This window comes from Sphingobium mellinum, from assembly GCF_037860795.1.
Taxonomy (GTDB): domain Bacteria; phylum Pseudomonadota; class Alphaproteobacteria; order Sphingomonadales; family Sphingomonadaceae; genus Sphingobium; species Sphingobium mellinum.
The window spans coordinates 39,524-60,956 of record NZ_JBANRK010000008.1 but is presented as its reverse complement, the minus strand read 5'-3'; the positions used below and the strand labels follow the sequence as shown (position 1 = coordinate 60,956).

Genomic DNA, 21,433 nt, shown 5'->3' with positions numbered 1-21,433 from the left:
TGAACAGCGGGAGGAAATCGTGAAGCTCGCGCCTAGCAGCGCTGCCGCGTTGAGTCAATGAACAGCCCACAAAGCCATGGCACGGCGAGGCGAATGGGGGCATGAACCGGATATGGCGACACCGCGACAGGCTGACGGGCAAAGTGACGAGTCGGGAATAGGCCTGTCGATCCGCGGCAACCGGCTGAAGCTCATCGAGCATGGCCCGGCGCTGCGCGAGGCGCTGATCGCGCTGGTCGACGGCGCGAGCGAGAGCCTGAAGCTTTATTATTATATCTTCGCGGCCGACGAGAGCGGGCGCATGGTGCTCGACCGGCTGATCGCGGCGCGCGAACGCGGCGTGTCGGTCACGCTGATGATCGACGCGTTCGGATCGGGCGACACGCCGCTCGCCTTTTTCGACCCGCTGATCGCGGCGGGGGGCCAGTTCGGGCGGTTCGGCGTGCGGCGGTCGACCCGATACCTCATCCGCAATCACCAGAAGATGACGATCGCCGACGATCGGCGGCTGCTGCTGGGTGGCTTCAATATCGAGGATGATTATTTCGGCTTGCCGCAGGACGGCGCCTGGGCCGACCTGGGCCTGATGATGGACGGGCCGCAGGTGGCGGCGATGACCAACTGGTATGGGCAGCTCTGGCGCTGGGTGTCGACGAAGCGGCAGCGTTTCCGTACCCTGCGGCAGATGGTGCGGCACTGGCACCCTTCGCTGCACCATGACCCCAGCGACCCGATGCGCTGGCTGATCGGCGGGCCGACACGGCGGCTCAGCCCCTGGGCACAGGTGGTGAAGCATGATCTGGAACAGGCGCAGCGGGTGGACATGGTCGAGGCCTATTTCTCGCCAGGCCGGGGCATGTTGAAGCGGATCGCGACAGCGGCCCGGCGCAAGGGCGCGCGGCTGGTGCTGCCGTCGCGGTCGGACAATGGCACCACGGTGGCGGCGGCGCGACTTCTCTATGGACCGCTGCTGAAGCGAGGCGTCGAAATCTTCGAATATCAGCCGTCCAAGCTGCACATGAAGCTGATCGTCATCGACGACATGGTCTTCATCGGATCCGCCAATTTCGACATGCGCAGCCTGTTCCTGAACCTGGAGATCATGCTGCGGATCGAGGATGCAACATTCGCCGAGGTGATGCGGGACTTCATCGACCGACGCGCGCGGGAAAGCCGGCAGGTCACGCTGGAGCGCTACAAGGCGCAGCGCGGCCTGCTGACGCTGGTGCAGCAGTGGATCAGCTATTTCCTGGTCGGCGTGGTCGATTACACGGTGACGCGCAGGCTGAATTTCCGCAACCCCGACGCCGACTAAATAGAAAGGCTAGAGCAGTCGAGCCGATGCGATCGGATCGAAACCTGCTCCAGGCATCGGTCAGAGCTTGAGCGCGTTGCGGAACATCAGATAGGCGATGATAACCAGATAGACGCCGAAGATCTTCTTGAGCGGACCGGCAGGCAGCGCGTGGGCGGCGGCCACGCCAAGCGGTGCGGTGAGGACCGACATGGATGTGATGGCGATGGTCGCGGGCACATTCACATAGCCGAAGGAGCCCCAGGGCAGGCCGGTTTCCTTAAGGCCGATGAGCGCGAAGCCGATTGCGCTGGGAATGGCGATCAACGTGCCGATCCCCGAAGCGGTGGCGATGGCGCGATGGATCGACCGGCCGCACAGCGTCATCACCATGATGGCAATGACCCCGCCGCCGATGCCGAGCAGCGAGGAGAAAGTGCCAAGACCGCCGGCGATGCCCATGCGCGCGACGCCCGAAGGCATGGTGTCGCTGATCACCTTGCCGCCGACCTTGGGCAGCAGGAAGTTGAGCGACATCAGCATCACGCCGGTCGCGAAGATCATGGTCAGCACCTTGCCATCGACATGCCCGGCCAGAAGCACGCCGATGCCGTCTCCCAGGATCAGCCAGGGCGCCCAGGCCTTGAGCACCTCGAACTCGACCGCACCGCGCTTGGCGTGCGACAGCAACGAGCGGATCGAGGTGACGATGATGGTCGCGGCCGACGTACCGATCGCGACATGGGCGATAGCGTCATGGCTACCGCCCAACAGCGGGAGCACGACGAACAGCGCGGGCACCACCACAAAGCCGCCGCCGATGCCGAAAATGCCCGCCGCAAAGCCCGCGAACAGGCCCGCGCCCAGCATCGCCACGAGCGGCAGCAGCCAGGTCATGAGATCGCCATTCATCAGTGGCCTCCCCGGCTGCGGCCGGCGCCGAAAATCAGGGGAAGGGAAGGGACGGAAACAGATACGGAATCGACCATGACGGAATATCCAAGCCTCTCTTCGGCAGAATTGCTGGTCCGGGGACAGGGAAGGAGACTGCCCCCGCCAGACAAGACGAACGAGGTTGGCGAACCCGCAATGTCACGGGGCTGGATTTCCGGATCCTCGCCGCGCGTTCAGGCCAGGGCCTTTGCCGGATCCATATAGGGCAGGTCGAGCGCATCGGCGACCGCGCGATAGGTGATATGCCCGTCCCACACGTTGAGGCCGGCGAGCAGGTGCGGATCGGATCGGAGCGCCTCCTTCCAGCCGAGATCGGCGATGCGCAGCGCGTGGGGCAAGGTCACATTGTTGAGCGCGTAGGTGCTGGTGCGCGCGACCGCGCCGGGCATGTTGGCGACGCAATAATGCACGATGCCATCGATGATGTAGGTGGGATCGTCATGGGTCGTGGGGTGGCTGGTTTCGAAACAGCCGCCCTGGTCGATCGCCACGTCGACCAGCACCGCGCCCTTCTTCATCGTCTTGAGCATGTCCGCCGTCACCAGCTTGGGCGCGGCGGCGCCCGGGATCAGCACCGCGCCGATGACGAGGTCCGCCTCGGCAACGCATTCGGCGAGGTTCGACCGGTTGGAAAAGCGCGTCTTGGCCCGCGCCTCGAAATGGATGCCCAGCCGTTCGAGCGCCTCCGGGCTGCGATCAAGGATGGTGACGTCCGCCCCGAGACCCGCCGCCATCTGCGCCGCGTTGAAGCCGACCACGCCGCCGCCGATGACGCAGACCTTGGCCGGCAGCACGCCGGGCACCCCGCCCAGCAGCACGCCGCGGCCGCCATGCGCCTTTTCCAGCGCGGTCGCGCCGGCCTGGATCGCCATGCGGCCGGCAACCTGGCTCATGGGCTTCAACAGCGGCAGGCCGCCATGGGCGTCGGTCACGGTTTCATAGGCGATGCAGGTCGCGCCCGACGCCATCAGGTCGCGCGCCTGATCAGGATCAGGCGCGAGGTGGAGATAGGTGTACAAAATCTGCCCGGGCCGAAGCAGCGCACGCTCCTCGGGCTGGGGCTCCTTCACCTTCACGATCATTTCGGCGGCGGCGAATAGCTCCTGCGCCCGTTCCACTATCTCGCCGCCGGCGCGGGCATAGAGCGCGTCATGCGCGCCGATCCCCTCCCCCGCGCCGCTTTCCACCAGCACGCGATGCCCGTGCGCCGTCAGTTCATGCACGCTCTCGGGCGTCAGGCCGACCCGATATTCGTGGTTTTTGATTTCCCTCGGCGTGCCAATGATCATGTCGAGCCTTTCTCCGTCCGTGCGGCCATGCGCCTTCACCCGCCGTCAATCTAGCGCGACGAGACCGCCGATTGTTCCGGAACGCGGCCCACGCGCGGCGCGATGTCCCGACATGATATGGGATCGCGGAACGGAATGTCAGCGAGGGCCCGCCAGGATCCTTAACGGGACGGCGCAAGAAACATGGAGCGCAAAGAAACCAAGACGCTCTCTTGCCACCTGCCGCATCGCGCGATAGGGAGCCGCCTTCCAGTGCAACGCGGAGCGGTGGCCGAGTGGTCGAAGGCGCTCGCCTGGAAAGTGAGTATACGTCAAAAGCGTATCGAGGGTTCGAATCCCTCCCGCTCCGCCACTTCGGAACAATGCTGGGCACTCCCCCAGCCGTCGCGCCTACGCCGTTAGCGGCGAGCAGCCGCAACAGGTTGCTCTTGGAACCCATGATTCGGACTTCGCCCTGATCGACCTCCACCCGCTGCGCCAGCGCGCGCAAATGATCGCGGCGATAGCCGCCGCCTTCCAACCGGATGCGCTCGCGCGCGGTTCGGGCAAGGCTGCGCAGCATCATGGGCGTGATCGCCTGCTGGGTTGAGCTATGCAGCAGGGCCGACGCGCGCTCGGCATCTGCCCGCGCCTGGTCGCGGGTGGCTTTCAACCCGTCGATACGATCCTTGAGCGCCGGGTCGTCGAGATCGGCAACCCCACTTTCGATGGCGTCATAGAGCCTCTTCAGGCGTAACTCGGTCTCGGCGGCGCGCTTGTTCAGCTCGGCAATATGCTCGCGACGCCGGTCGGATCGGTCCTGCCGGCGATCGAGGACAGCCGACAGGACTTCTTCCAGCCGATCGGGATCGAGCAGCCGCTCCTCCAGATGAGCCGCGACGAGGTCGTCGAGCTTCTCCATCGGCACGGTCATGCCTTCGCAGGCGGTCGGCCCCTGCCGCGCCTTGGTCGAACAGGTATAGTAGCGATAGCGCCCACCCTTGCCGGTGCGGATAGTCATCGCACCGCCGCATTTGGCGCAATGGATGAGGCCGGTCAGCAGCGTCGGGCCGCCGACGACCTGCGGGTGCTCCACCTTGGGACTGCGCGCCTTCAAATGCGCCTGCACCGCGTCGAACGTCGCCTGATCGATAATCGGCGGCACCTCGACCGGGATCACCTCCTGGGCGGGTTTCAGTTCCTTGCTCTTGCCGCGCTTGTTGAACTCGTGCCGCCCGACATAGGTCGGACGGGTCAGCAGCCGGTGAACCGTGCCGATGCCCCAGCGCCCGCCGTCTCGGGTGAAGATGCAGCGCTCGTTGAGATATTTCGTGATCGTCTTTACGCCCATTGGCCCCGACGTGCCATCGCCTTCCAGCGCGAGCTTGAACGCCAGCCGCACGGTATCGGCGTGCAGCGGGTCAATCTCCAGCTTCTTCTTGGTCTTCGCGCCGCGCTGCTCGGCCGCGACCACACGATAGCCGATCGGTGGCAGCGAACCGTTCCAGAAGCCTTGCCGGGCATTTTCCTTCAGGGCGCGCAGGACGTGCTTGGCGTTTTCCTTCGACTGATACTCGTCGAACAGCGCCATGATCTGGCGCATCATGACGTGCATCGGATCGTCGCCCATTTCCTGGGTGATGGAGAGCAGCTTGACGCCGTTCTTGGCGAGCTTCCTGACGTAGAACTCCAGCTCGAAATGATCGCGGAAGAAGCGCGAGAAGCTGTGAACGACCACCACGTCGAACGGCGCAGGCTTGCTCGTGCCCGCCTCGATCATGCGCTGGAACTCGGGCCGGCGGTCGTTGGTGGCGGACGCTCCCGCCTCCACGAAGGTATCGACCAGTTCCAGCCCGCGCGACAGGCAATAGGCTTCGCCCTGCTTGCGCTGATCGGGGATCGAAACGTCATGCTCGGCCTGCCGCGCCGTCGAGACGCGCAGATAGAGGGCGGCGCGCAGCGGCACGGTCATGACAGCGAACTCCTCACATCATTGGCACGGTCCAAACAGCTCGTCGAAGACATCGCCAAACCATGCCTCGAACACATCCACCTCGGCACTCGTGACCGGCACGCACTCCGGCCAGTCGTCGGTGACGGTCCAGGCCGATAGATCGTCTTTGGGCGGACGGCCCGGATAGGGCCATTGATAGCCGAGCATTCGTTCGAGCCGATCGGACGCCGGACTCGACCGCGACAGAGAGCGGCGCGGCGAAGTCGTGTCGGCATAATCGTGCAGGTCGTCCGGACATTCCACCGGGCGGCGTGGCGTTCGACGACGAAGTTTGCGGGGCGCGGCCATCCCGACAGGCTGCCTTGCGCTGCGCCTTGGCGCAAAGCATCCGTCGCGGCGTAGCGTAGATAGGGGCGCGTTGCGGCTTTCCCGCGATGCACCCTTGCGTCGGCATGGCCTTGGGTCGCCATCGCCTTACTCCTCCGACTCGAAGCTGCGGTTTTCGCGGCAATGCCAGAGGCGTAGGATAAAGATAGTGGCGTTCGCGATCTCGTACCGCAGTTCGTAGTTGCCCACGATGATCCGGCGAACCTCTCGGGGCTCATAGGCTTCCAGCTTTTCGCCGATCCTCGGATAATCGATCAGCCGATCCGGAGCGTGAGCGAGTTGTTGGACCACGCGCGCCGCCGCCTCGGGGGCTACCGGGCTCAAGTGCGCGTGCAGGCGCACGAGGTCCGAGGACGCCTTGCTGGTCCACTGGATCTTCATTTTACGGGCGGCGGTAGCGGCCTATCCGTGCCGAGGCTGTCCGCCCATGCCTGAATCGCCTGATGATCGATGACGCGGCCGGCATCGACATCCTCCAGAGCTTCGAGCGTCATGCGGTGGCGCTCCTCTTCTTGATCGACCCAGGCGGCGAGAGCCTGCTTCATCACCCAGCCGCGCGAGCGTTCCAGCCGCGACGCCATCGCTTCAACCTTCTCAGCGAGTCCTAGGGGAACATGCGCGGTCAGCACTTTCGTCTCGGTCGCCATGTTTATTACCTACTATCAATCCGATTAAAATATAATCGAAATCGCTGAGAAGTGCTAGTAGGCCGCATACGAAAGATACGCCGCGTTGCTGCAAGCGACAAGGTGCCCGCTCCCGGACGCCGCCACCTTACCGCTTATGAAAGCCCGTGCTTCGCCAGAAACGGCGTGATTGCGTCGGGTAGAGGCTTGCCCGGACAGATCATCGAGAAGGCCGTGAGCGCGTGGATGATGGCGCCGTCCGGGTTGAAATCGCCTTCGTCGAGTGTCGCCAACGGATCGTGCTGCGCATGCTTCAGGAAGTTGAACGGCCGGATGATGTAGCCGATCAGCTTGCGCCGCTCGTCAGCGGTCAGGTTGATGGTAAGGTCTGACGCCTCCTTGACCTCGCCAGCTTCGATGCCGCCGGCGACCTTGTCGATAAGGGCATCCATTTCGGCATTGGTCGGCAACGTGATCGGATCGCCCTTTATTTTCGCTGAGGCGGCGGCGAACGCGCCCAGCTTCAAGACGTTCGCGATGTAGTCGTCGCCGGACTTTTCGATCAACTCGCGCAGTAGGTTGAGCGCCGATGAGGCCACAACATGGATCGCGAGCGGATCATCTCCGCGATCCGACATGGCAATGGCCGAGACGATCATGCGCTCCGCCGCTGTCGGCTTGTCGATAGTTGGCATTCGGCGACTCCTTTGAGCTTTGTCATCGTCTCGGTAAGTAGGCATATGCTCGCCGTCGATCATGCGCTGCAGGACGAGTTCTACCGGGAGTAATGCGTGTCGGCGAATGAGCCCAAGAAGCATCACTACGTGCCGCAGTTCTATATGCGCCGGTTCGCGTGCGCCGATGATGAGAACAAGGTCATCGTGCTTGAACGCCACCGCGACGTCGTGGTCGCCGATCGAAAATCCATCGAGAGCATCGGCTATGAGGAACACCTTCATGATTACGATGACAACGGTTCCCCCGCATCGATCGAAAAGCCGCTGAACAGAGTTATCGAGACCCCGTTTTCGGAAAGGCCGACCTGGCGCAAGATCAGCAGCGGAGACTGCCCGAGTCTCGATGAGTCCGATCGATTGCCACTTTACGGCTTCGCGCGTCACCTCCAGCTCCGTAATCACGAAATGCTGCGCTTTATTGAGACACAGCACGCGCGCTTCTTGGCCGGAGACTTGGAGGACGAACTCACCGACGACGAACGCGAGATGCACGCTTGGATTGCAGCCGACCCTGGCGGCGCGCATGAGTTGTTCCGCGCCGGAGCGATGCAGACGATGCTCCCCGCCGACGCTGCCGAGATTAGCGTCACCATTTGCCGAACGCCGATCCCGCTCCGGTCGTCGACGAATCCTGCGGTTCGCTTCTCGCATCCCGGACACGAATCCGTCTTCGGGGCAGCGTTCAATTCACTGCGAACTTGGTGGCTCACCCTCGACCGGCATTGGGGCGCGTTCATTATGGCCGGCGGACCACCCGGTTTCGGCATCGAAGCGGTGCCGCCGGATTTCGCCCGTGTCGTCAATCGCCAGTATCTCGTGCAGTTTCTGGAAGGCAGCGCGCGCTATATGCTGGCTGACGATGCTTTCCTTGGCGAAGACCTCGAATGGGCGGGTTTCAGCTTTGTGCAGCGGACCACAAGAGGCTTCCGCTACCGTAAGTCTTAGGGCGCAGCGATCGCCCAGGCGGGCAATCGCCCGAGGTCGCTGAGTTCCGCACGCACAAGCCCGTCGAGCGCCTCGGGGAACATCCTTGCAGCCGCCGACCAGATGGGGTGATCGCTATCGACCTGACCATGCTCGGCCCGTGCATTGGTCAGCATCTTTTGCAGCGACGGGCGGGTCAGCAGGTCCGCTTTGGCGGTTGCCCCGAGAAATGCTTCGATCATGTCCGCATAGGGGGCGAACTCCGCTGAACTCAATTTGCTATTGAGCATGGCGAGCAGCGCGCCGTCGCCGGCATGGCGGGTAATATAGAGCGTGTCCGCACCGGCCTCGGCGCTATGCGCGACCGAGCATAGGATCGCGAACAGACTCGCCAGATGAGGCTGACCGCGATGCTTGTGGGTTTCCCAATAGTCTTCCTTCCAATCGGACAACGCGGGAACATGCGCGCGAACCGATGCCCAGGCCGGATCAAATTTGTCGCTATAGAACGGAGCTTTCGGCTTGTCCTCGCGCGCTGCCTGCATCGCCTTCCACCAGCGATTCCGCGCGTCCTTGCAATAGGCAAGCAGGCGCTCGCTGCGGCGGTCTTCGAGGAACACTGCGCGGCCGGACGTGGTGTCGAGGTCGTCGAGCGTGATGAGCCGCGGCTTGAGATAACCTCCCTTGCCGTCCTCCAGAAAGCATCGCAGCACCAACCTGCCGCGCTCGATCGAGGCGGCTTGGGCGAGGTCATCGAAAATGAAGGCGTTGCCTCGCTGCATGGTAATGACATCGTGGAAGCCCTGCGGCAGCGGGTCGGCCAGCTCGTGGAAAATCCACAATAGCCGGACGCCCTCCCGTTCGTAATGAAGATGCCGGGCCGCGATCTCGGGCGCGAAGGGCTTGGAGAGCTGCACCTCCAGGGCGAAGCGGCCCAATTCGCCCATGTCGAGATAGACATCCGGCCACCGGCCGCGTTTGTGTATCGCCGGACGCAAATAGGTGTCGATCGCCGACTCGACGCAGCGCGTATCGGCTTTCGCGAGCGCTTCAATCCTCTGGCACAAATGGCGGTGGAGCGCCGATTCCTGATGACCCTGATACTGCGCCGCGCGGGCTGCATCCGGTGTCAGTGTCCCGCCTTCGTACCAGGGACAGTCGATGGCGCCGCCGGGGAAATGGACGTAACCGGGGATATGATCGTCACCGGCAGCCTGCGCGCGGATGAAGACGCTGCCCTCGCATAGCCGGCAGCGCGCGATGGGCCGATCGGGTTCGTCGCTTCGCCGAAGATTGATTTCGCGGCGCAGATGCTCCCAGCGTTCTCGCGGCATCGCCATGAGCTGCTCGACCGACACCGCGCCGCGCGGCAACTCGAAATCGGCGATACGGATTGTTCGCTGCCGATCGCCCTTCACAGACGGTCGCCCTGCGAGGTGCGGTGGTCAGCGGAGCCCATAGCGGCTGATCCGCGCGAGCGATAACAAGCCGAGCGGGTCGACGAGCAGGATCTTGCGCACGCCTTGCTCGGCGGCGCGCGCCTGGGCTTTGTCGATCAGTTCAAGCGCGGGAAGCTCGAAACCGCTCAATTTTCGTGGTTGCGCCTGTTCGGGCGTCACCGGGCCGATCAGGTCCATGTCCAAGTCGGCCACGACCGTCTGGCTGATACCCCGCGGGCGGTCCACATAGATGGCGAAATAGGGCTCGCCCGGTTCGATCAAGCGATCGTCGATAATGACTTCGGCCAAGAATGCTGCCCCCTCAAAGATGAGAACTTTTATAGAACATCGATTGCTGGGATCAAGCTTCCTACAAAGATAATGAGGGAAATGGAGGTAGTATTGGCGCCTCCCTGCGGGACCGCCGCTCTATCTTCGCTGCGCTCCGACCGAACCCCTGACGGGTTTCGGCCCTGCCGGGTGACGATCAGCATGGCGGGGTGGCGCTGATGCGCCAATCAGCCAATCCGCCCCGCGGATTGCGGTTTTTCCAAGCTGCGGAGATCGGGCCAAGGCTGCGCCGTCCCGATCGCATTGGTGGTCGTTGCACTCCCCGAGATGGGGTGGGCGTCGCTTCCCTTTAGGCCCGCCGCGCCGGGCCGCAACGCGCGCGACGCGCGCTTACCTCCTCTGCGTTCCGGCCCTGCGGGTGCTGCCCGGCTCCGCCGGCGGGCCTGCCGGTCGCTCTTTCGCCGCCCACCCCATTCCGGGGTGTGTGTGGTTTTAGAAGGAGTAGTGTGATGAACGCTGTTACCGAAACCATAGCTGCCGAGCCTGTATCGGGTGTCGAAATCTTCGTGCCGCTCGCCAAGCTCAAGAAGTCCCCGCGCAATGCCCGCAAGGTGCCGCATGGGGAAGTCGCTATCAATGCGCTGGCCGCATCGATCCAGCACAAGGGGCTGATCCAGAACCTTGTCGTGGAACCCGAAGTCAAGGAGGACGGGACGCCGACCGGCCAGTACCTCGTTACCGCTGGCGAAGGCCGCAGGCAGGCGATGCTGCTATGCGCCAAGCGCAAGCAGATGAGGAAAAGCCATCCGGTGCGCTGCTGGCTGGATACGGTGAACGATCCTGCCGAGATCAGCCTCGACGAAAATGTCACCCGGACGCCCATGCACCCCGCCGATCAGTTCGAGCGGTTCGCGGAACTCTCCAACGATAAGGGTTGGGGGGCGCAGGAGATCGGCGCGCGGTTCGGCGTGTCGACCAATGTGGTGAAGCAGCGGCTTCGCCTTGGCGCTGTCAGCCCCAAGCTGTTGCAGGTCTATCGTGAGGATGGGCTTACGCTGGACCAGCTTATGGCCTTCGCCATCACAGAGGACCACACCCGGCAGGAGCAGGTATTCGAGAACCTGCACCATAATCGTGAACCGTGGATCATCCGGCGCGACATGACCGCCGCCAACGTGCCCGCTACAGACCGGCGCGCGGTGTTCGTCGGTGCCGATGCCTATATCGAGGCAGGCGGCACCATCATCCGCGACCTGTTCAGCGAGGATCAGGGCGGGTTTTTCGAGGATGCGGGCTTGCTCGACATGCTTGCCGCCGAGAAGCTACGCGAGATCGCGGGCGAGGTTCAGGCCGAGGGCTGGAAATGGGCCGCGGCGCATATCGACTATCCCCACGCCCACGGGATGCGGCGCTTCTATCCGCAAACGGTTCCCCTGTCCGACGAGGACGAGACGCGGTTGGAGGCGCTGGCGAACGAGCACGACGAACTGGCCGAAGGCTATTCGTCCTATGACGAGTTGCCGGAGGACGTGGCCGAAAAGCTGGAGGCGGTGTCCGACGAGATCGACGCTATTTCCACCAAGCGTTCGGCCTACGATGCCATCGTGATCGCGCATGGCGGAGCGTTCGTCGTGCTTCACCATGACGGCACCGTCAGGATCGAGCGCGGCTTCGTCCGTTCCGAGGATGAAGCGCTGGCCGATCCGCAGCCCGAGCAGGAAGCAGGAGGCGGTGCAGCGGCCCCAGAGATGGGCGGGGACTTGCAGGACGAGGATGGCGACGAGGACGTGCAGGAGATCGAAGAGGACGAGGAACCGGGCAAGCCAATTTCCGACAGCCTCACCCGCGACCTGTCCGCGCACAGGACTTTGGCGCTTCGCGTCGCGCTGGCCGAACGGCCCGATACGGCGTTGATCGCTCTCACCCACACCCTGACCGCACAATTGTTCTACAGCTATGCAGAGGCGGGTTGCCTTGAGGTTCGCCCGACCCTGACCACCTTGGGGAGCCATGCGGACGGCATCGAGGACACGCCCTTGGCGGCGCGGGCGAACGAGCAGCACGAGGCGTGGGTCGAGCGGATGCCGCGCGACGTGGCGGACCTGTGGGGCTACATCGTCGGGCTGACGGATCAGATGCGGACTGTGCTGCTGGCGCATTGCGTGTCCCGCACCGTCAACGCGCTGCGGCTGCCGTGGGACCGAAAGCCCCGTTCGCTGCAAACGGCGGACAGGCTGGCGACCGCGCTGGCGCTGGACGTGACGAAGGACTGGACGCCCACCGTGGACAGCTATCTTGGCCGCGTGACCAAGGCGCATATCGTGGAGGCTGTCGCCGAAGGCGTGTCGGAGGACGCCGCCCGCCGCATCGTGGACATGAAGAAGCCGGACATGGCGCAGGCCGCCGAGCAGCTTCTGGCCGGGACCGGCTGGCTTCCCGCCGTGCTGCGGACGCCCGAGCCGGAGCAGCCCGTATCCGTCGAGGACGAGGACGTCGGGAGCGTGGAGCAGCGGTCCGAAGCGGAGGCTTTCGATACCGAAGCGCGGGACGGCGAAGCGTTCTACTCGGTTGCCGCCGAATAGGCGGCTTTCGGCCGGGGCCGTGAAAACGGTCCCGGCCTTCCATCCGTTTCGGAGGGAAAATTTCGGCCGCGCCTTCGGGCGCGGCCGTCCTTTTTGGGCTCAGGATGGAATAGGATGAAAATGACGATCGGCTGATACCGGCTGGTCGCTGAACCGGCGCTTGGCTATGTCCGACGCCGAGCAGAATCATGACGCAAGCCGAATCCTCCGCCGTCGCCGACAGAGTGACGACCCGTCCTTGGGAGCTGGACCTGTCCCTTGCGGGCAGTGTTCATTTGCGAACGAAGCGTCCCACCAAGCACAAGCGTCAGAAAATTGCGTGCTTCCTCGGACGGGAAGGCACGATTGAGCGCTTCGCCCTACGCCAGACTATCCCGCAATATGATATCGATGGCGCCGAATTGCCGACCCAGGCCCAATACGGCGCCGTGATGGATTTCTATCTCGAGCCTTGCGAAACGCGCTGGCAAGCGAGCACCTTGCTCAGCGCTCGCGACTACGCCGAAGTGGTCGCCAGGCGCTTTTCATTCACAGCCGCGCGGCGCAAGTTCATTTGGACAGCCGCTGCCGCCTTCATTCTCGCGGACGCCGACCTCCGGTCCCGTGTGCGTGCCTGGAATATTGCGCGCCGCAACGATGGTTTTGGTGATATTTCGGCCGGGATTGCCAACCACAAACCCTACAAACGCATCGACGCCTTCGCGGTCAAACTGGTCGACGATATGCGCGCGGCCGGCAGCGAGATATTCGGCTGACGGCAGTAGGCCTCGTTTTGACAAGCCTTCTATGCTGCCAGAAGTAGCCGTTGCATTCCGATCTCGCGCTTCCCGGGACTGCTCCTCGCTCGCAGGTCGACTATTGAAGTTTTCAGCGCTTTGGCGGACAAGCGCCCGCAGGCTTACAGGCAGAGTTGTTATCGCGTATCGCGATATAAGACACCGATGTTGGGCAGTGATGCTTCCATCAATCCCTATTGCAGCTTTACGGCTGAGCGGACGATCGATCGAACGCATAGGAGTGCCTGTAAGCCACCTGTTTAAGGGGGTTTGGTGTCTAGTCTGGCAAAACTGCAAGCGGCTAAGTCGCTCGACGATCTAGCCGCGATCCTGGGTTATAAGCCGGCGGCGCTCGCTTATCTGCTCTACCATCTGCCGACCGCGCAGAAATATACCGCCTTTGCTATTCCGAAGCGCGATGGAACCCCGCGCGACATCCTCGCACCGACCCCCAAATTGAAGTTGCTGCAGCGCCGTCTCGCCAATGTCCTCTATCTGACGCTGGCGGACATCGACAAGGCGGGCTCGCCGCGCCGTCACCTATCGCACGGCTTTGCCAAGCACCTGTCGATCGTTACCAACGCCAACGTCCACAGGCGGCGGCGCTATGTGCTGAACCTCGACCTCAAGGACTTCTTCCCATCGATCAACTTCGGCCGCGTCCGCGGCATGTTCATCAAGGACAAGCGCTTCGCCCTCGATCCGAAGATCGCTACCCTGATCGCGCAGATTGCCTGCCACGATGACATACTGCCGCAGGGCAGCCCTTGCTCACCAGTCATCTCAAACATCATTGGTCACTTGCTGGACATTCGGCTCGTGCGCTTCGCCAAGGCGCAAAAATGCACCTATTCGCGCTACGCCGACGACATCACCTTCTCCACGAACGCCAAGGCGTTCCCGGCTGATGTCGCCGCCCCAATCGTCGGGTCGGAGCACGACTGGACGCTGGGCGCGCCGCTGCTGAAAGAAATCGATAAGGCCGGCTTTGCGGTAAATCCGGCCAAGACGCGGATGCAATATCGCGGTTCGCGCCAGATGGCGACGGGCCTGCTCATCAACGAAAAGCCGAACATTACCCCCGAATACTACCGGACGGTCCGCGCCATGTGCTGGTCGTTGTTCAGCAGCGGCACCTACTATCGCATGATCCCGGCCACTCTGGCGGGTGGTAAGCCCGGCGATCCCGACGTCAAGGAGGCCGCGGCGTCGCTCGCGGCACTGCAAGGTAGGCTCGGCCATGTCTATCATGTGCGCGACCAGGTCGACACGCGCACCTCGGCCGAGAAGAAGGGTGAGAAAACCTCGACAGCCACGCGAAGGCTCTACATCCGTTTCCTGTTCTACCGGAACTTCGTCGTCGCGCCCAAGCCGCTCATCATCCCTGAGGGTAAGACCGACTCGGTCTATCTTCGCGCGGCGATGGAGAAGCTCACCGCCTATCATCCCCAACTCGGTGTGATGGACAAAGGGAAGTTCAAGCCAACGGTGAAGTTCATGAACTTCACCAGCACGGTCCACGATGTGCTGCAAATCGGCAATGGCGCTGGCGATCTCCTGCACTTCATTCGGAAATTTCCCGATGCGCTCAAGCACTACCGGCACCGGCCTTTGCCCAACCCCATCATTGTGCTGATCGACAATGACGATGGTGCCAAAGATATATTCAGCATTGCCAAAAATCTCGGCGCTCCCAATATCTCGCGGACGTCTAATGACCCATTCTACCGGCTCGCCGCCAACCTCTATCTTATCAAAACGCCGGAAATTGGCGCAAAAGGCACAAGCTGCATCGAGGATTCGTTCGATCCCGCCCTTTTGAAAACCGTGATCGACGGCAAGGTGTTTGATCCCAACAAGAAGCATGGCGAAGCAGGGAAATACGGGAAAGCCCGGTTCGCTGAGAAGGTCGTGCAGCCGCAAAAGAACACGATCAATTTTTCAAAATTCGCGGGCCTGCTCGACCGTATCGTCGCGGCCTTGGATGACTACGCCGCCAATCCGCCGCCGCCCTGACCCGACTAGGAACGCGGCGGCATATGGCTGGTATCGAGCCGACGATGGATGAGTGATACGAGCGTCAGAAGATCCTCCGCGTCGGTCTTGGTCATCGGCCAGTGGATGCGCGCTTCATGGGCGGTCGTGTTGCGGAACATACCGAAGACGCCTTTGATGAGATTGGCAAAGCCGCTTTGCTCGCTTCGCTCGCTCACCGTGCCGCGCGGGTTGATCGTCAGCATTGGCGGATCACCGCCCAACACGCGGTCCACCAGCGTTCCGCCGTCATCGGTCAGGCCCGTCCTGACCCGCATCTTGTCGGCAACGCTTTTAACGGCCTCCTGAACCGCATGGAAATAATCGTCGGCTAACAATTCCGCGCGGCAGAATCGCAGCACATCAGGGTGGACACCGCGCGTCTCCAGATCGGTGCGCAATTCCTTCGCGCGGCGCTGGGCTTCCGATAACGTCATCACCTGTTCGACGGTTTCGATCTTTCCGGCTTCGCTGACCACGAGACCGGCGAACGCGAGCGCCTGGTTGAGACTGGCGCGCATCGGCTCGTAACGGTGCGGCTCGCGGCTATAACGGGCGGGCTTCATCGCATGGCGGATAAAGCCGAGGATACGGGTGCGATCCTGCCGCTCGTTCTGGCTGGTGGCGAAGGCGTTGTAGATGCGGTGCCGTTTGGTCATCTCGCCCGGATCGGTCATCTGACAGGTCGCGATCAGCATCCCGATCTCGGTCCCCTTGAGTCCCGTTTCCGTGTCGCCGAGCGCGCCAGCGATGGCTTCGAGCTGATCCTGCGAAAACAATTTCGTCACCTGTCCTGTTTCCCGCGCGTCTCCACGGCCTCCCTTTGTCGAATCGGCAGCACTTTGGAACGTATAATGAACATCTCGCAAGGCCGTTGGCAGAGTTGCCGACATAATTGCCGGTCATAAGAAACTCCCTACCTTCCTAGCCGAACACCCGGCGGCCTCCCAATGGCTTGTCTAATCGAGGCCGATCGCCTTCCCGCAAGGGCGACGGGCGGCTTTTTTCCGCCGCCTGCGGCTTTGCATCGCGAAGCAAAAAGCCGCCCGTCGCCCAACCTCCACTGCGTTCCAGCCGCAAGCGGTGCGGGGTCGATCGGGCCCCGGCCGACGCCGAGCCATCGAGGCCGCGATGGGCGTGGCCCGAGCAGACAGGAGATTACGACATGGCTACCATCGGCACCTTCACCGCCAACAGCAAGCGCGAGTTCACCGGCGTCATCAAGACGCTCATGCTCAACACCAAGGCCACCCTTCGCCCGGTCGAGAAGGAGGGCGAGAAGTCCCCCGACTTCCGGATCAGCGCCGCCAACATGGACATCGGCGCCGCCTGGAAAAAGACCAGCCGCGAAGGTCGCGACTACATCTCGGTCAAGCTGGACGATCCGAGCTTCCCCGCTCCGATCTACGCCACACTGTCCGAAACCGAAACCGCTGGCGAATACGCGCTGATCTGGTCTCGCTGATCCCCGACAAGGCACCCCGCTCCACCGGAGCGGGGTGCCTTCGTGCATTTGTTTCGTCGATTCTTCAAGCGGACGGACCGATCGGCCCGGCGTGTCGTGATATGCTTGGGGCGCTGCCCCTGGCGCACTTCAAGCGGCTTCCGCCCAGCTTCCTCCACGCGCGAGCGCGTTCCGTGCAGCCGGTTCCCCGCGAAGCCGCTTTCCGTTTGCACCCCCGGTCTCGCCGACGGGCAGGGTTTCAGCGCGGCGCTCCGCTGCGCGAACCCCAAGCCCAAAGGAGGCCAAAATGCACTACCAGCTTGCCACCCGGTTCGGCCGCAACGCTCATCAAATCAGCGGGCGGGAGCCGCTGGACAACGAGGCGCTGTATCGTCACGTCCCCTCCATCTTCGCCCGCGAGGCGCACGACAGCCGTTCGGATCGCTACGTCTATGTCCCGACTATCGACATTGTGGAGGGGTTGCGCCGGGAAGGATGGTCGCCATTCTTTGCGGTCCAGTCGGTCCCGCGCGATGGTTCGCGCCACGGCCACGCCAAGCATATGCTGCGCCTGCGCCGGGACGACGGCATAGGGAAGCCCGAGGCTGCCGAGGTCATCATTGTCAACAGTCATGACGGGACCAGCGCCTATCAGATGTTTGCCGGGATGCTGCGCTTCGTCTGCACCAACAGCATGATTGCGGGCGAGCGGTTCGAGGAGATCCGCGTACCGCACAAAGGGATATCGAGCATGACATCATCGAGGGCGTGTTTATCGTCGCCGAGGACTTCCCCCGGCTGATCGACGCCAGCGAATCGATGAAGGCGATCCAGCTTTCATCGGATGAACAGCGCTTGCTTGGCGAGGTGAGCCTTGTTGCGCGCTATGGGGAGGATGAAAGCCCGGTTCGGCCCGAGCAGATCGTCGAGCCGCGCCGCCGCGAGGATATGGACCGCAGCCTATGGACCACGTTTAACGTCATTCAGGAGAATGTCGTTCGGGGCGGTTTGCAGGGGCGCAAGCGCAATGCCGAGGGCCGCATCCGCCGCGCGCAGACCCGTGCGATCAACGGTATTGACCAGAATGTGACACTCAATCGCGCGCTCTGGACGCTGGCCGAGGGGATGCAGCGACTCAAAGCGGCATGATCGTTCGCCACCGCAGGGCCGGAGGTTCCGGCCTTGCGGTTTGGCCGTTTTCGCGCCGATCCGCTGCGGCGGATCGGCGGTGGCCGCGCGTCCCAAGATCCGCGCGGTGACGGGCGCGCTCGCCGTGCTAAAGCCCGGCTCGCGGATTGAGAACTAAGCTATTCGGTCTCAGATGTGTCGATCTCGGCGACCAGTTCGACTGGCGTAACCCCAAGTGCCGACGCCAGGTGAAACAAGGTGACAACCGTTGGATTGCGTCGGCCCCGTTCGAGGTCGCTTACATATTGTTGGGTAAAGCCGGACGTTTCGGCAAAGCGCTCCTGAGTAAAGCCCTTATCCCTCCTGAGCCTAGCAAAGTTGATTCCCACGAGGAGCCGCATGTCCATACACAGCAAACTGGACGATACACATTATGCGGTTTATCCCATATAAGGTGTATCGTCGCGGTGAGGCCGCTTGACGCTGCGAAAGATGCAATGAGCTATGCAGGACTTGCGCATAGCAACAACAGGATTTTGGTCTAGGTTGGTTAACGCAGACATGACGGGGGCGCCATGAGCATATGCCATTTCGAGGACCGCGTGCCGGAATCCGCGCAGCTCACAGCCTATGACCAAAGCCACCTCGCGGACTATCTTCGCCTGCTCGATGCCGACACCGAGGGAGCGGACTGGCGCGATGCCGCCGCCGTAATTTTCGGGATCGACGCGACCACCGAGCCGGATCGCGCGAAGACAATGCACGAGAGCCATCTTGCACGCGCACGGTGGATGACCGAGATCGGTTATGCGCACCTGCTGGGTTGTGAGCGTCCGCTAAAGCGTTAAGAATTATGTCCATTTTGGCGTGAGTTAGGCGACAGTGTTGCCGCGTTGGCGACATAGCTGTGCGCGATCTTCGCGCTATCGGATATTGTTGACGATACAGATGTTCGGTCCTCCGAAATCCGCGCCAGGCGCGATTGGGAGGATGCCATGCCGATGCCTCCGAGCCGGCGCCAGCGACGCACCGGCAGTTTGTCCGACGCGCTCGGTCGCGCCGATATAGCTGCCGAATTTCTTCGCCGCAACGACACCTATCGCGCCGAACATGCGCAGATGCAGAAGCGCATCGCCAGCGGCGCCGTCGCGAAGAACGCTGCCGAGGCGGCGTTCGCGCGGCGCTGGGGGTTATCTTTTCGCCACGGCCCCGGATGACCTGTCAGAGCCGGTCGCCTGGCGCCCGGAGTTGACCGCCGTCACGGTCATTCTCGACGCCGCACCGGATGGATTCGAGAGCGCCTCTCCGGTCGATCCTCGCGCGCTCGGCGCGCTGCTCGCCGACCATCCCGGAATCGATGGACGCCATGTTATCGTCGCCGATGCGTCTGGCGAACATCGGCTATGGCTGCGCGATCCTACGCCCGGCCAGCGGCTCGCCGCGGTCATCCCGCTCGACAGGGACTTCATCACCCGCATCGCGAGCCTTCTGCGTTTTCACCGTCGTCTGCTCGGCCGCGCGGCGGGGCCGTTGCCGCGCGGCTGGCCGCTCACCGCCTATCGGCTAGCCCGCCTCGATCTTATGTTGCGCGCTCTCGACCTGCGCGACGAGGGCGCAACCTATCGCCAGATCGCGACCGCGCTGGGGCGCGACGACGCTACCCGACTTTCGGCGAGCGACTGGAAAATGTCGGCGTCGCGCTCCTTCGTGGTGCGCCTGGTCCGCGACGGCATCGCGATGATGAATGGCGACTACCGCAAACTGCTCCGCATCCGCTGATCCGAATGCATCCTTCGATGCCCCGCAAGGGGGTGGTCGCATCCGTGCAGCTGCACATCTTCATACCCTACGCCGCCGCCTTTGCCCTGCCAGTTTCGCCTCCTGCCGCCACCGCCCGCAGGAGCCGTCACTTGTCCGATACGCCCACAAACCTGCCGCCCCGCTTCCTGCGCACACCGGAAGCCGCGCGCTTCCTCGGCCTGTCCGGCCGGACCCTTGAGAAGCACCGCTATTTCGGGACCGGCCCGGCCTACCGCCGCATAGGTGGTCGCGTCGTCTATTCGGTCGATGACCTGCGCGCTTGGGCAGACATCGGTATCAAGCATTCGACTTCCGATCCCGGTCAGAACGACCTCATGCCGCGCGCGGATTCGGCCATCGCCCGGAGCCGGCGATGACCGTCCCGCCATCCCCGATGCGCCACCGCCAGCCGTCCTACGACGACATGACCCGCGTCGAGCTGACGTGGATCGAGAAGCGGATCGAGCACTGGATCAGGTTCGGGCGCGTCGCCGTGGACGAGATCGTCGATCGCCGTCGCCGCATCGTCCGCTTCCGTTCCGGCGCCGTGTTCGCGTTCGTCCGATGGGCAGCGAACGACTACGGGACGGTCAGCTCGCGCATCGACATCGTGCGCGCGGTCGGTGCGAACGAGCCGTTCACGACGCTGCCGTTCGTGCGACCGGGCGGCGACATCCTTCTCAAGATCGAGGGCTGGCCCAAAGTTAGCCAAGTCCTCGCCGCGATCGACGCGACCGAGGCGGCCGGCGTCGATCCCTGCGACGCCGCGCCCGATCATTGGCGCCACGTCCACAACCGCATCGCCGCCGGACATCAGCCGCGCCCCTATACGATGGAGCGCCATCGCGCTTGGCTGAAACGCCGGGAGATAGAGCGATGACCCGCCGTGGATGGGCCATTGCGACGGCCTCCGCCGCGTCGCTGTTCGGCGCGTCTTTCCTCGCCGTGGCGGTATTCGATCCGCTCCCGCGCGTCGTCTGGAACGCCAGCGCGAGCGCGCCGCTCGGCCTCTACCGGATCGAGCCCGAGCGAGATCCTCCCGTTGGGGCACTGGTCGCAGTCATGCCGCCCGAGCATCTCGGCCAATGGCTGGCAGCGCGCGGCTATCTGGGCGAGGACGTGCCGCTGTTGAAGCATGTCTCAGCCACGCCGGGGCAGCGAGTGTGCCGGATTGGCGCCGTCGTGAGCATTGATACTCGGCCTGTTGTCGTCGCCCGCGAGCGTGACGGCATGGGTCGCCCGCTGCCGGTCTGGCAGGGCTGCCGCAAGCTGCGCACCGGCGAACTGCTGATGCTCAACCCCGATCACGCCGACAGCATGGACGGCCGCTATTTCGGCCCGCTGCAGGCCTCGACCGTGCTCGGCCGCGCCATCCCGATCCTTACCCGAGATACGCCCGACGCGCCGCTCACTTGGCGTTGACCCGCTTTTTCAACTGCCAACCCAAAGGAGATCATCATGCAGATCGGCAGCTTCATCCGCACCGCCAACGGATACGAGGGCATCATCGAAACGGCCACGCTCGACATCCGTATCTCCATCGTTCCGGCCGAGGACAGCGACGCCGACAGGGCGCCCGACTGGCGCGTCCACCGCGGCGACGGCGGCGAAGGCCCGGAGATCGGCGCCGGTTGGAACGAGACCGGCGAACGCGCCGGGGAATACGTCTCGCTGCGCATTGACGATCCCGCGTTCGCGCAGCCGATCCGCGCTGCGCTGTTCCAGAACACGGGCGACAAGTCGGCGTGGTCGCTGCGCTGGAACCGTCAACCGAAATCGCGCGAGCAGGACTGAG

At 63.4% G+C, this 21,433-nt stretch carries 23 protein-coding genes, 1 tRNA gene and 2 pseudogenes; 16 read left to right on the top strand and 10 right to left on the bottom strand.

Annotated features, from left to right (window positions below):
* Positions 1–76 precede the first annotated feature (76 nt).
* The gene (locus AAC640_RS10900) at positions 77–1,315 is read left to right on the top strand and encodes a phospholipase D-like domain-containing protein (RefSeq protein WP_340266154.1); all 1,239 of its coding nucleotides are present in this window, start codon (positions 77–79) and stop codon (positions 1,313–1,315) included.
* Positions 1,316–1,375: 60 nt separating this feature from the next.
* On the opposite strand, the gene AAC640_RS10895 is transcribed toward AAC640_RS10900, so the two are convergent.
* Complete coding sequence (locus AAC640_RS10895; protein ID WP_340266152.1) at positions 1,376–2,206, bottom strand: sulfite exporter TauE/SafE family protein; 831 nt, start codon at positions 2,204–2,206, stop codon at positions 1,376–1,378.
* 215 nt (positions 2,207–2,421) lie between these two features.
* Positions 2,422–3,537, bottom strand: coding sequence for an alanine dehydrogenase (ald, locus tag AAC640_RS10890; RefSeq protein ID WP_340266150.1), 1,116 nt, complete (start codon positions 3,535–3,537; stop codon positions 2,422–2,424).
* A 261-nt stretch (positions 3,538–3,798) separates the two neighbouring features.
* Between ald and AAC640_RS10885 the strand changes: the two genes are divergently transcribed.
* Positions 3,799–3,889, top strand: a tRNA-Ser gene (locus AAC640_RS10885).
* Between the two features lie 240 nt (positions 3,890–4,129).
* Positions 4,130–4,273 (top strand): hypothetical protein, encoded by a 144-nt coding sequence (locus AAC640_RS10880; protein ID WP_340266148.1) that lies wholly within the window; start codon positions 4,130–4,132, stop codon positions 4,271–4,273.
* 189 nt (positions 4,274–4,462) lie between these two features.
* Here AAC640_RS10880 and AAC640_RS10875 read toward each other — a convergent pair.
* From AAC640_RS10875 to AAC640_RS10860, 4 genes and pseudogenes are all read right to left on the bottom strand, one after another.
* A pseudogene (locus AAC640_RS10875) lies at positions 4,463–5,488 on the bottom strand (recombinase family protein); the annotation flags it as partial.
* A 456-nt stretch (positions 5,489–5,944) separates the two neighbouring features.
* On the bottom strand, positions 5,945–6,238 hold the full coding sequence (locus tag AAC640_RS10870) for a type II toxin-antitoxin system RelE/ParE family toxin (protein WP_340266146.1): 294 nt from the start codon (positions 6,236–6,238) through the stop codon (positions 5,945–5,947).
* On the bottom strand, positions 6,235–6,504 hold the full coding sequence (locus tag AAC640_RS10865; RefSeq protein ID WP_340266144.1) for a CopG family ribbon-helix-helix protein: 270 nt from the start codon (positions 6,502–6,504) through the stop codon (positions 6,235–6,237). Before AAC640_RS10865 ends, AAC640_RS10870 begins: the two co-directional genes overlap by 4 nt.
* Before the next feature lie 134 nt (positions 6,505–6,638).
* Positions 6,639–7,241, bottom strand: a complete 603-nt coding sequence (locus AAC640_RS10860; protein ID WP_340266142.1) for a hypothetical protein — start codon at positions 7,239–7,241, stop codon at positions 6,639–6,641.
* Between the two features lie 33 nt (positions 7,242–7,274).
* On the opposite strand from AAC640_RS10860, the gene AAC640_RS10855 reads away from it, so the two are divergent.
* On the top strand, positions 7,275–8,165 hold the full coding sequence (locus AAC640_RS10855) for a DUF4238 domain-containing protein (RefSeq protein WP_340266141.1): 891 nt from the start codon (positions 7,275–7,277) through the stop codon (positions 8,163–8,165).
* Here the strand turns inward: AAC640_RS10855 and AAC640_RS10850 are convergent.
* Both AAC640_RS10850 and AAC640_RS10845 read right to left on the bottom strand, forming a co-directional pair.
* Positions 8,162–9,562: a competence protein CoiA family protein gene (locus AAC640_RS10850; RefSeq protein ID WP_340266140.1), complete on the bottom strand. Its 1,401-nt coding sequence runs from the start codon at positions 9,560–9,562 to the stop codon at positions 8,162–8,164. The genes AAC640_RS10855 and AAC640_RS10850 overlap by 4 nt on opposite strands.
* A gap of 27 nt (positions 9,563–9,589) precedes the next feature.
* Positions 9,590–9,892, bottom strand: a complete 303-nt coding sequence (locus AAC640_RS10845) for a hypothetical protein (RefSeq protein ID WP_340266139.1) — start codon at positions 9,890–9,892, stop codon at positions 9,590–9,592.
* Between the two features lie 491 nt (positions 9,893–10,383).
* On the opposite strand from AAC640_RS10845, the gene AAC640_RS10840 reads away from it, so the two are divergent.
* From AAC640_RS10840 to AAC640_RS10830, 3 genes are all read left to right on the top strand, one after another.
* Positions 10,384–12,456, top strand: coding sequence for a ParB/RepB/Spo0J family partition protein (locus AAC640_RS10840; protein WP_340266138.1), 2,073 nt, complete (start codon positions 10,384–10,386; stop codon positions 12,454–12,456).
* Positions 12,457–12,644: 188 nt separating this feature from the next.
* Positions 12,645–13,211 (top strand): hypothetical protein, encoded by a 567-nt coding sequence (locus AAC640_RS10835; RefSeq protein WP_340266137.1) that lies wholly within the window; start codon positions 12,645–12,647, stop codon positions 13,209–13,211.
* Positions 13,212–13,505: 294 nt separating this feature from the next.
* Positions 13,506–15,248: a retron Ec67 family RNA-directed DNA polymerase/endonuclease gene (locus AAC640_RS10830; protein ID WP_340266136.1), complete on the top strand. Its 1,743-nt coding sequence runs from the start codon at positions 13,506–13,508 to the stop codon at positions 15,246–15,248.
* A gap of 5 nt (positions 15,249–15,253) precedes the next feature.
* Here AAC640_RS10830 and AAC640_RS10825 read toward each other — a convergent pair whose 3' ends face one another.
* A complete protein-coding gene (locus tag AAC640_RS10825; RefSeq protein WP_340266135.1) occupies positions 15,254–16,054 on the bottom strand; it encodes a TIGR02391 family protein in 801 nt (266 codons plus the stop codon).
* 377 nt (positions 16,055–16,431) lie between these two features.
* On the opposite strand from AAC640_RS10825, the gene AAC640_RS10820 reads away from it, so the two are divergent.
* Both AAC640_RS10820 and AAC640_RS10815 read left to right on the top strand, forming a co-directional pair.
* A complete protein-coding gene (locus AAC640_RS10820; RefSeq protein WP_340266134.1) occupies positions 16,432–16,731 on the top strand; it encodes a DUF736 domain-containing protein in 300 nt (99 codons plus the stop codon).
* A 286-nt stretch (positions 16,732–17,017) separates the two neighbouring features.
* A pseudogene (locus tag AAC640_RS10815) lies at positions 17,018–17,859 on the top strand (DUF932 domain-containing protein).
* Positions 17,860–18,017: 158 nt separating this feature from the next.
* Here AAC640_RS10815 and AAC640_RS10810 read toward each other — a convergent pair.
* Entirely contained in the window at positions 18,018–18,239 is a 222-nt protein-coding gene (locus AAC640_RS10810; protein ID WP_340266133.1) for a helix-turn-helix domain-containing protein, read from the bottom strand.
* A gap of 174 nt (positions 18,240–18,413) precedes the next feature.
* Here AAC640_RS10810 and AAC640_RS10805 point away from each other — a divergent pair, with 174 nt between their 5' ends.
* The 7 genes from AAC640_RS10805 (at position 18,414) to AAC640_RS10775 (ending at position 21,432) form a co-directional block, all read left to right on the top strand.
* Positions 18,414–18,686: a DNA -binding domain-containing protein gene (locus AAC640_RS10805; protein WP_340266132.1), complete on the top strand. Its 273-nt coding sequence runs from the start codon at positions 18,414–18,416 to the stop codon at positions 18,684–18,686.
* A 147-nt stretch (positions 18,687–18,833) separates the two neighbouring features.
* Positions 18,834–19,055: a transcriptional regulator domain-containing protein gene (locus AAC640_RS10800; protein WP_340266131.1), complete on the top strand. Its 222-nt coding sequence runs from the start codon at positions 18,834–18,836 to the stop codon at positions 19,053–19,055.
* Between the two features lie 31 nt (positions 19,056–19,086).
* Positions 19,087–19,617 (top strand): DUF2285 domain-containing protein, encoded by a 531-nt coding sequence (locus tag AAC640_RS10795; protein WP_340266130.1) that lies wholly within the window; start codon positions 19,087–19,089, stop codon positions 19,615–19,617.
* Between the two features lie 131 nt (positions 19,618–19,748).
* Entirely contained in the window at positions 19,749–20,015 is a 267-nt protein-coding gene (locus AAC640_RS10790) for a helix-turn-helix transcriptional regulator (RefSeq protein WP_048578566.1), read from the top strand.
* Positions 20,012–20,518 carry a DUF2840 domain-containing protein gene (locus tag AAC640_RS10785; RefSeq protein ID WP_340266129.1) on the top strand — a complete coding sequence of 169 codons (507 nt, stop codon included), beginning with the start codon at positions 20,012–20,014 and terminating at the stop codon, positions 20,516–20,518. The genes AAC640_RS10790 and AAC640_RS10785 overlap by 4 nt, the downstream gene beginning before the upstream one ends.
* Positions 20,515–21,060: a S26 family signal peptidase gene (locus tag AAC640_RS10780; RefSeq protein ID WP_340266128.1), complete on the top strand. Its 546-nt coding sequence runs from the start codon at positions 20,515–20,517 to the stop codon at positions 21,058–21,060. Before AAC640_RS10785 ends, AAC640_RS10780 begins: the two co-directional genes overlap by 4 nt.
* 36 nt (positions 21,061–21,096) lie before the next feature.
* Positions 21,097–21,432: a DUF736 domain-containing protein gene (locus AAC640_RS10775; protein ID WP_340266127.1), complete on the top strand. Its 336-nt coding sequence runs from the start codon at positions 21,097–21,099 to the stop codon at positions 21,430–21,432.
* Position 21,433 lies beyond the last annotated feature (1 nt).

What these genes read in the sequence shown, in the direction of transcription:
- AAC640_RS10900 (WP_340266154.1), top strand. Translation starts at nt 77, where the DNA reads ATGGCACGGCGAGGCGAATGGGGGCATGAACCGGATATGGCGACACCG.
- AAC640_RS10895 (WP_340266152.1), bottom strand. Translation starts at nt 2,206, where the DNA reads ATGAATGGCGATCTCATGACCTGGCTGCTGCCGCTCGTGGCGATGCTG.
- ald (WP_340266150.1), bottom strand. Translation starts at nt 3,537, where the DNA reads ATGATCATTGGCACGCCGAGGGAAATCAAAAACCACGAATATCGGGTC.
- AAC640_RS10880 (WP_340266148.1), top strand. Translation starts at nt 4,130, where the DNA reads ATGCAGCAGGGCCGACGCGCGCTCGGCATCTGCCCGCGCCTGGTCGCG.
- AAC640_RS10870 (WP_340266146.1), bottom strand. Translation starts at nt 6,238, where the DNA reads ATGAAGATCCAGTGGACCAGCAAGGCGTCCTCGGACCTCGTGCGCCTG.
- AAC640_RS10865 (WP_340266144.1), bottom strand. Translation starts at nt 6,504, where the DNA reads ATGGCGACCGAGACGAAAGTGCTGACCGCGCATGTTCCCCTAGGACTC.
- AAC640_RS10860 (WP_340266142.1), bottom strand. Translation starts at nt 7,241, where the DNA reads ATGATCGACGGCGAGCATATGCCTACTTACCGAGACGATGACAAAGCT.
- AAC640_RS10840 (WP_340266138.1), top strand. Translation starts at nt 10,384, where the DNA reads ATGAACGCTGTTACCGAAACCATAGCTGCCGAGCCTGTATCGGGTGTC.
- AAC640_RS10835 (WP_340266137.1), top strand. Translation starts at nt 12,645, where the DNA reads ATGACGCAAGCCGAATCCTCCGCCGTCGCCGACAGAGTGACGACCCGT.
- AAC640_RS10820 (WP_340266134.1), top strand. Translation starts at nt 16,432, where the DNA reads ATGGCTACCATCGGCACCTTCACCGCCAACAGCAAGCGCGAGTTCACC.
- AAC640_RS10810 (WP_340266133.1), bottom strand. Translation starts at nt 18,239, where the DNA reads ATGCGGCTCCTCGTGGGAATCAACTTTGCTAGGCTCAGGAGGGATAAG.
- AAC640_RS10805 (WP_340266132.1), top strand. Translation starts at nt 18,414, where the DNA reads ATGAGCATATGCCATTTCGAGGACCGCGTGCCGGAATCCGCGCAGCTC.
- AAC640_RS10800 (WP_340266131.1), top strand. Translation starts at nt 18,834, where the DNA reads ATGCCGATGCCTCCGAGCCGGCGCCAGCGACGCACCGGCAGTTTGTCC.
- AAC640_RS10785 (WP_340266129.1), top strand. Translation starts at nt 20,012, where the DNA reads ATGACCGTCCCGCCATCCCCGATGCGCCACCGCCAGCCGTCCTACGAC.
- AAC640_RS10780 (WP_340266128.1), top strand. Translation starts at nt 20,515, where the DNA reads ATGACCCGCCGTGGATGGGCCATTGCGACGGCCTCCGCCGCGTCGCTG.
- AAC640_RS10775 (WP_340266127.1), top strand. Translation starts at nt 21,097, where the DNA reads ATGCAGATCGGCAGCTTCATCCGCACCGCCAACGGATACGAGGGCATC.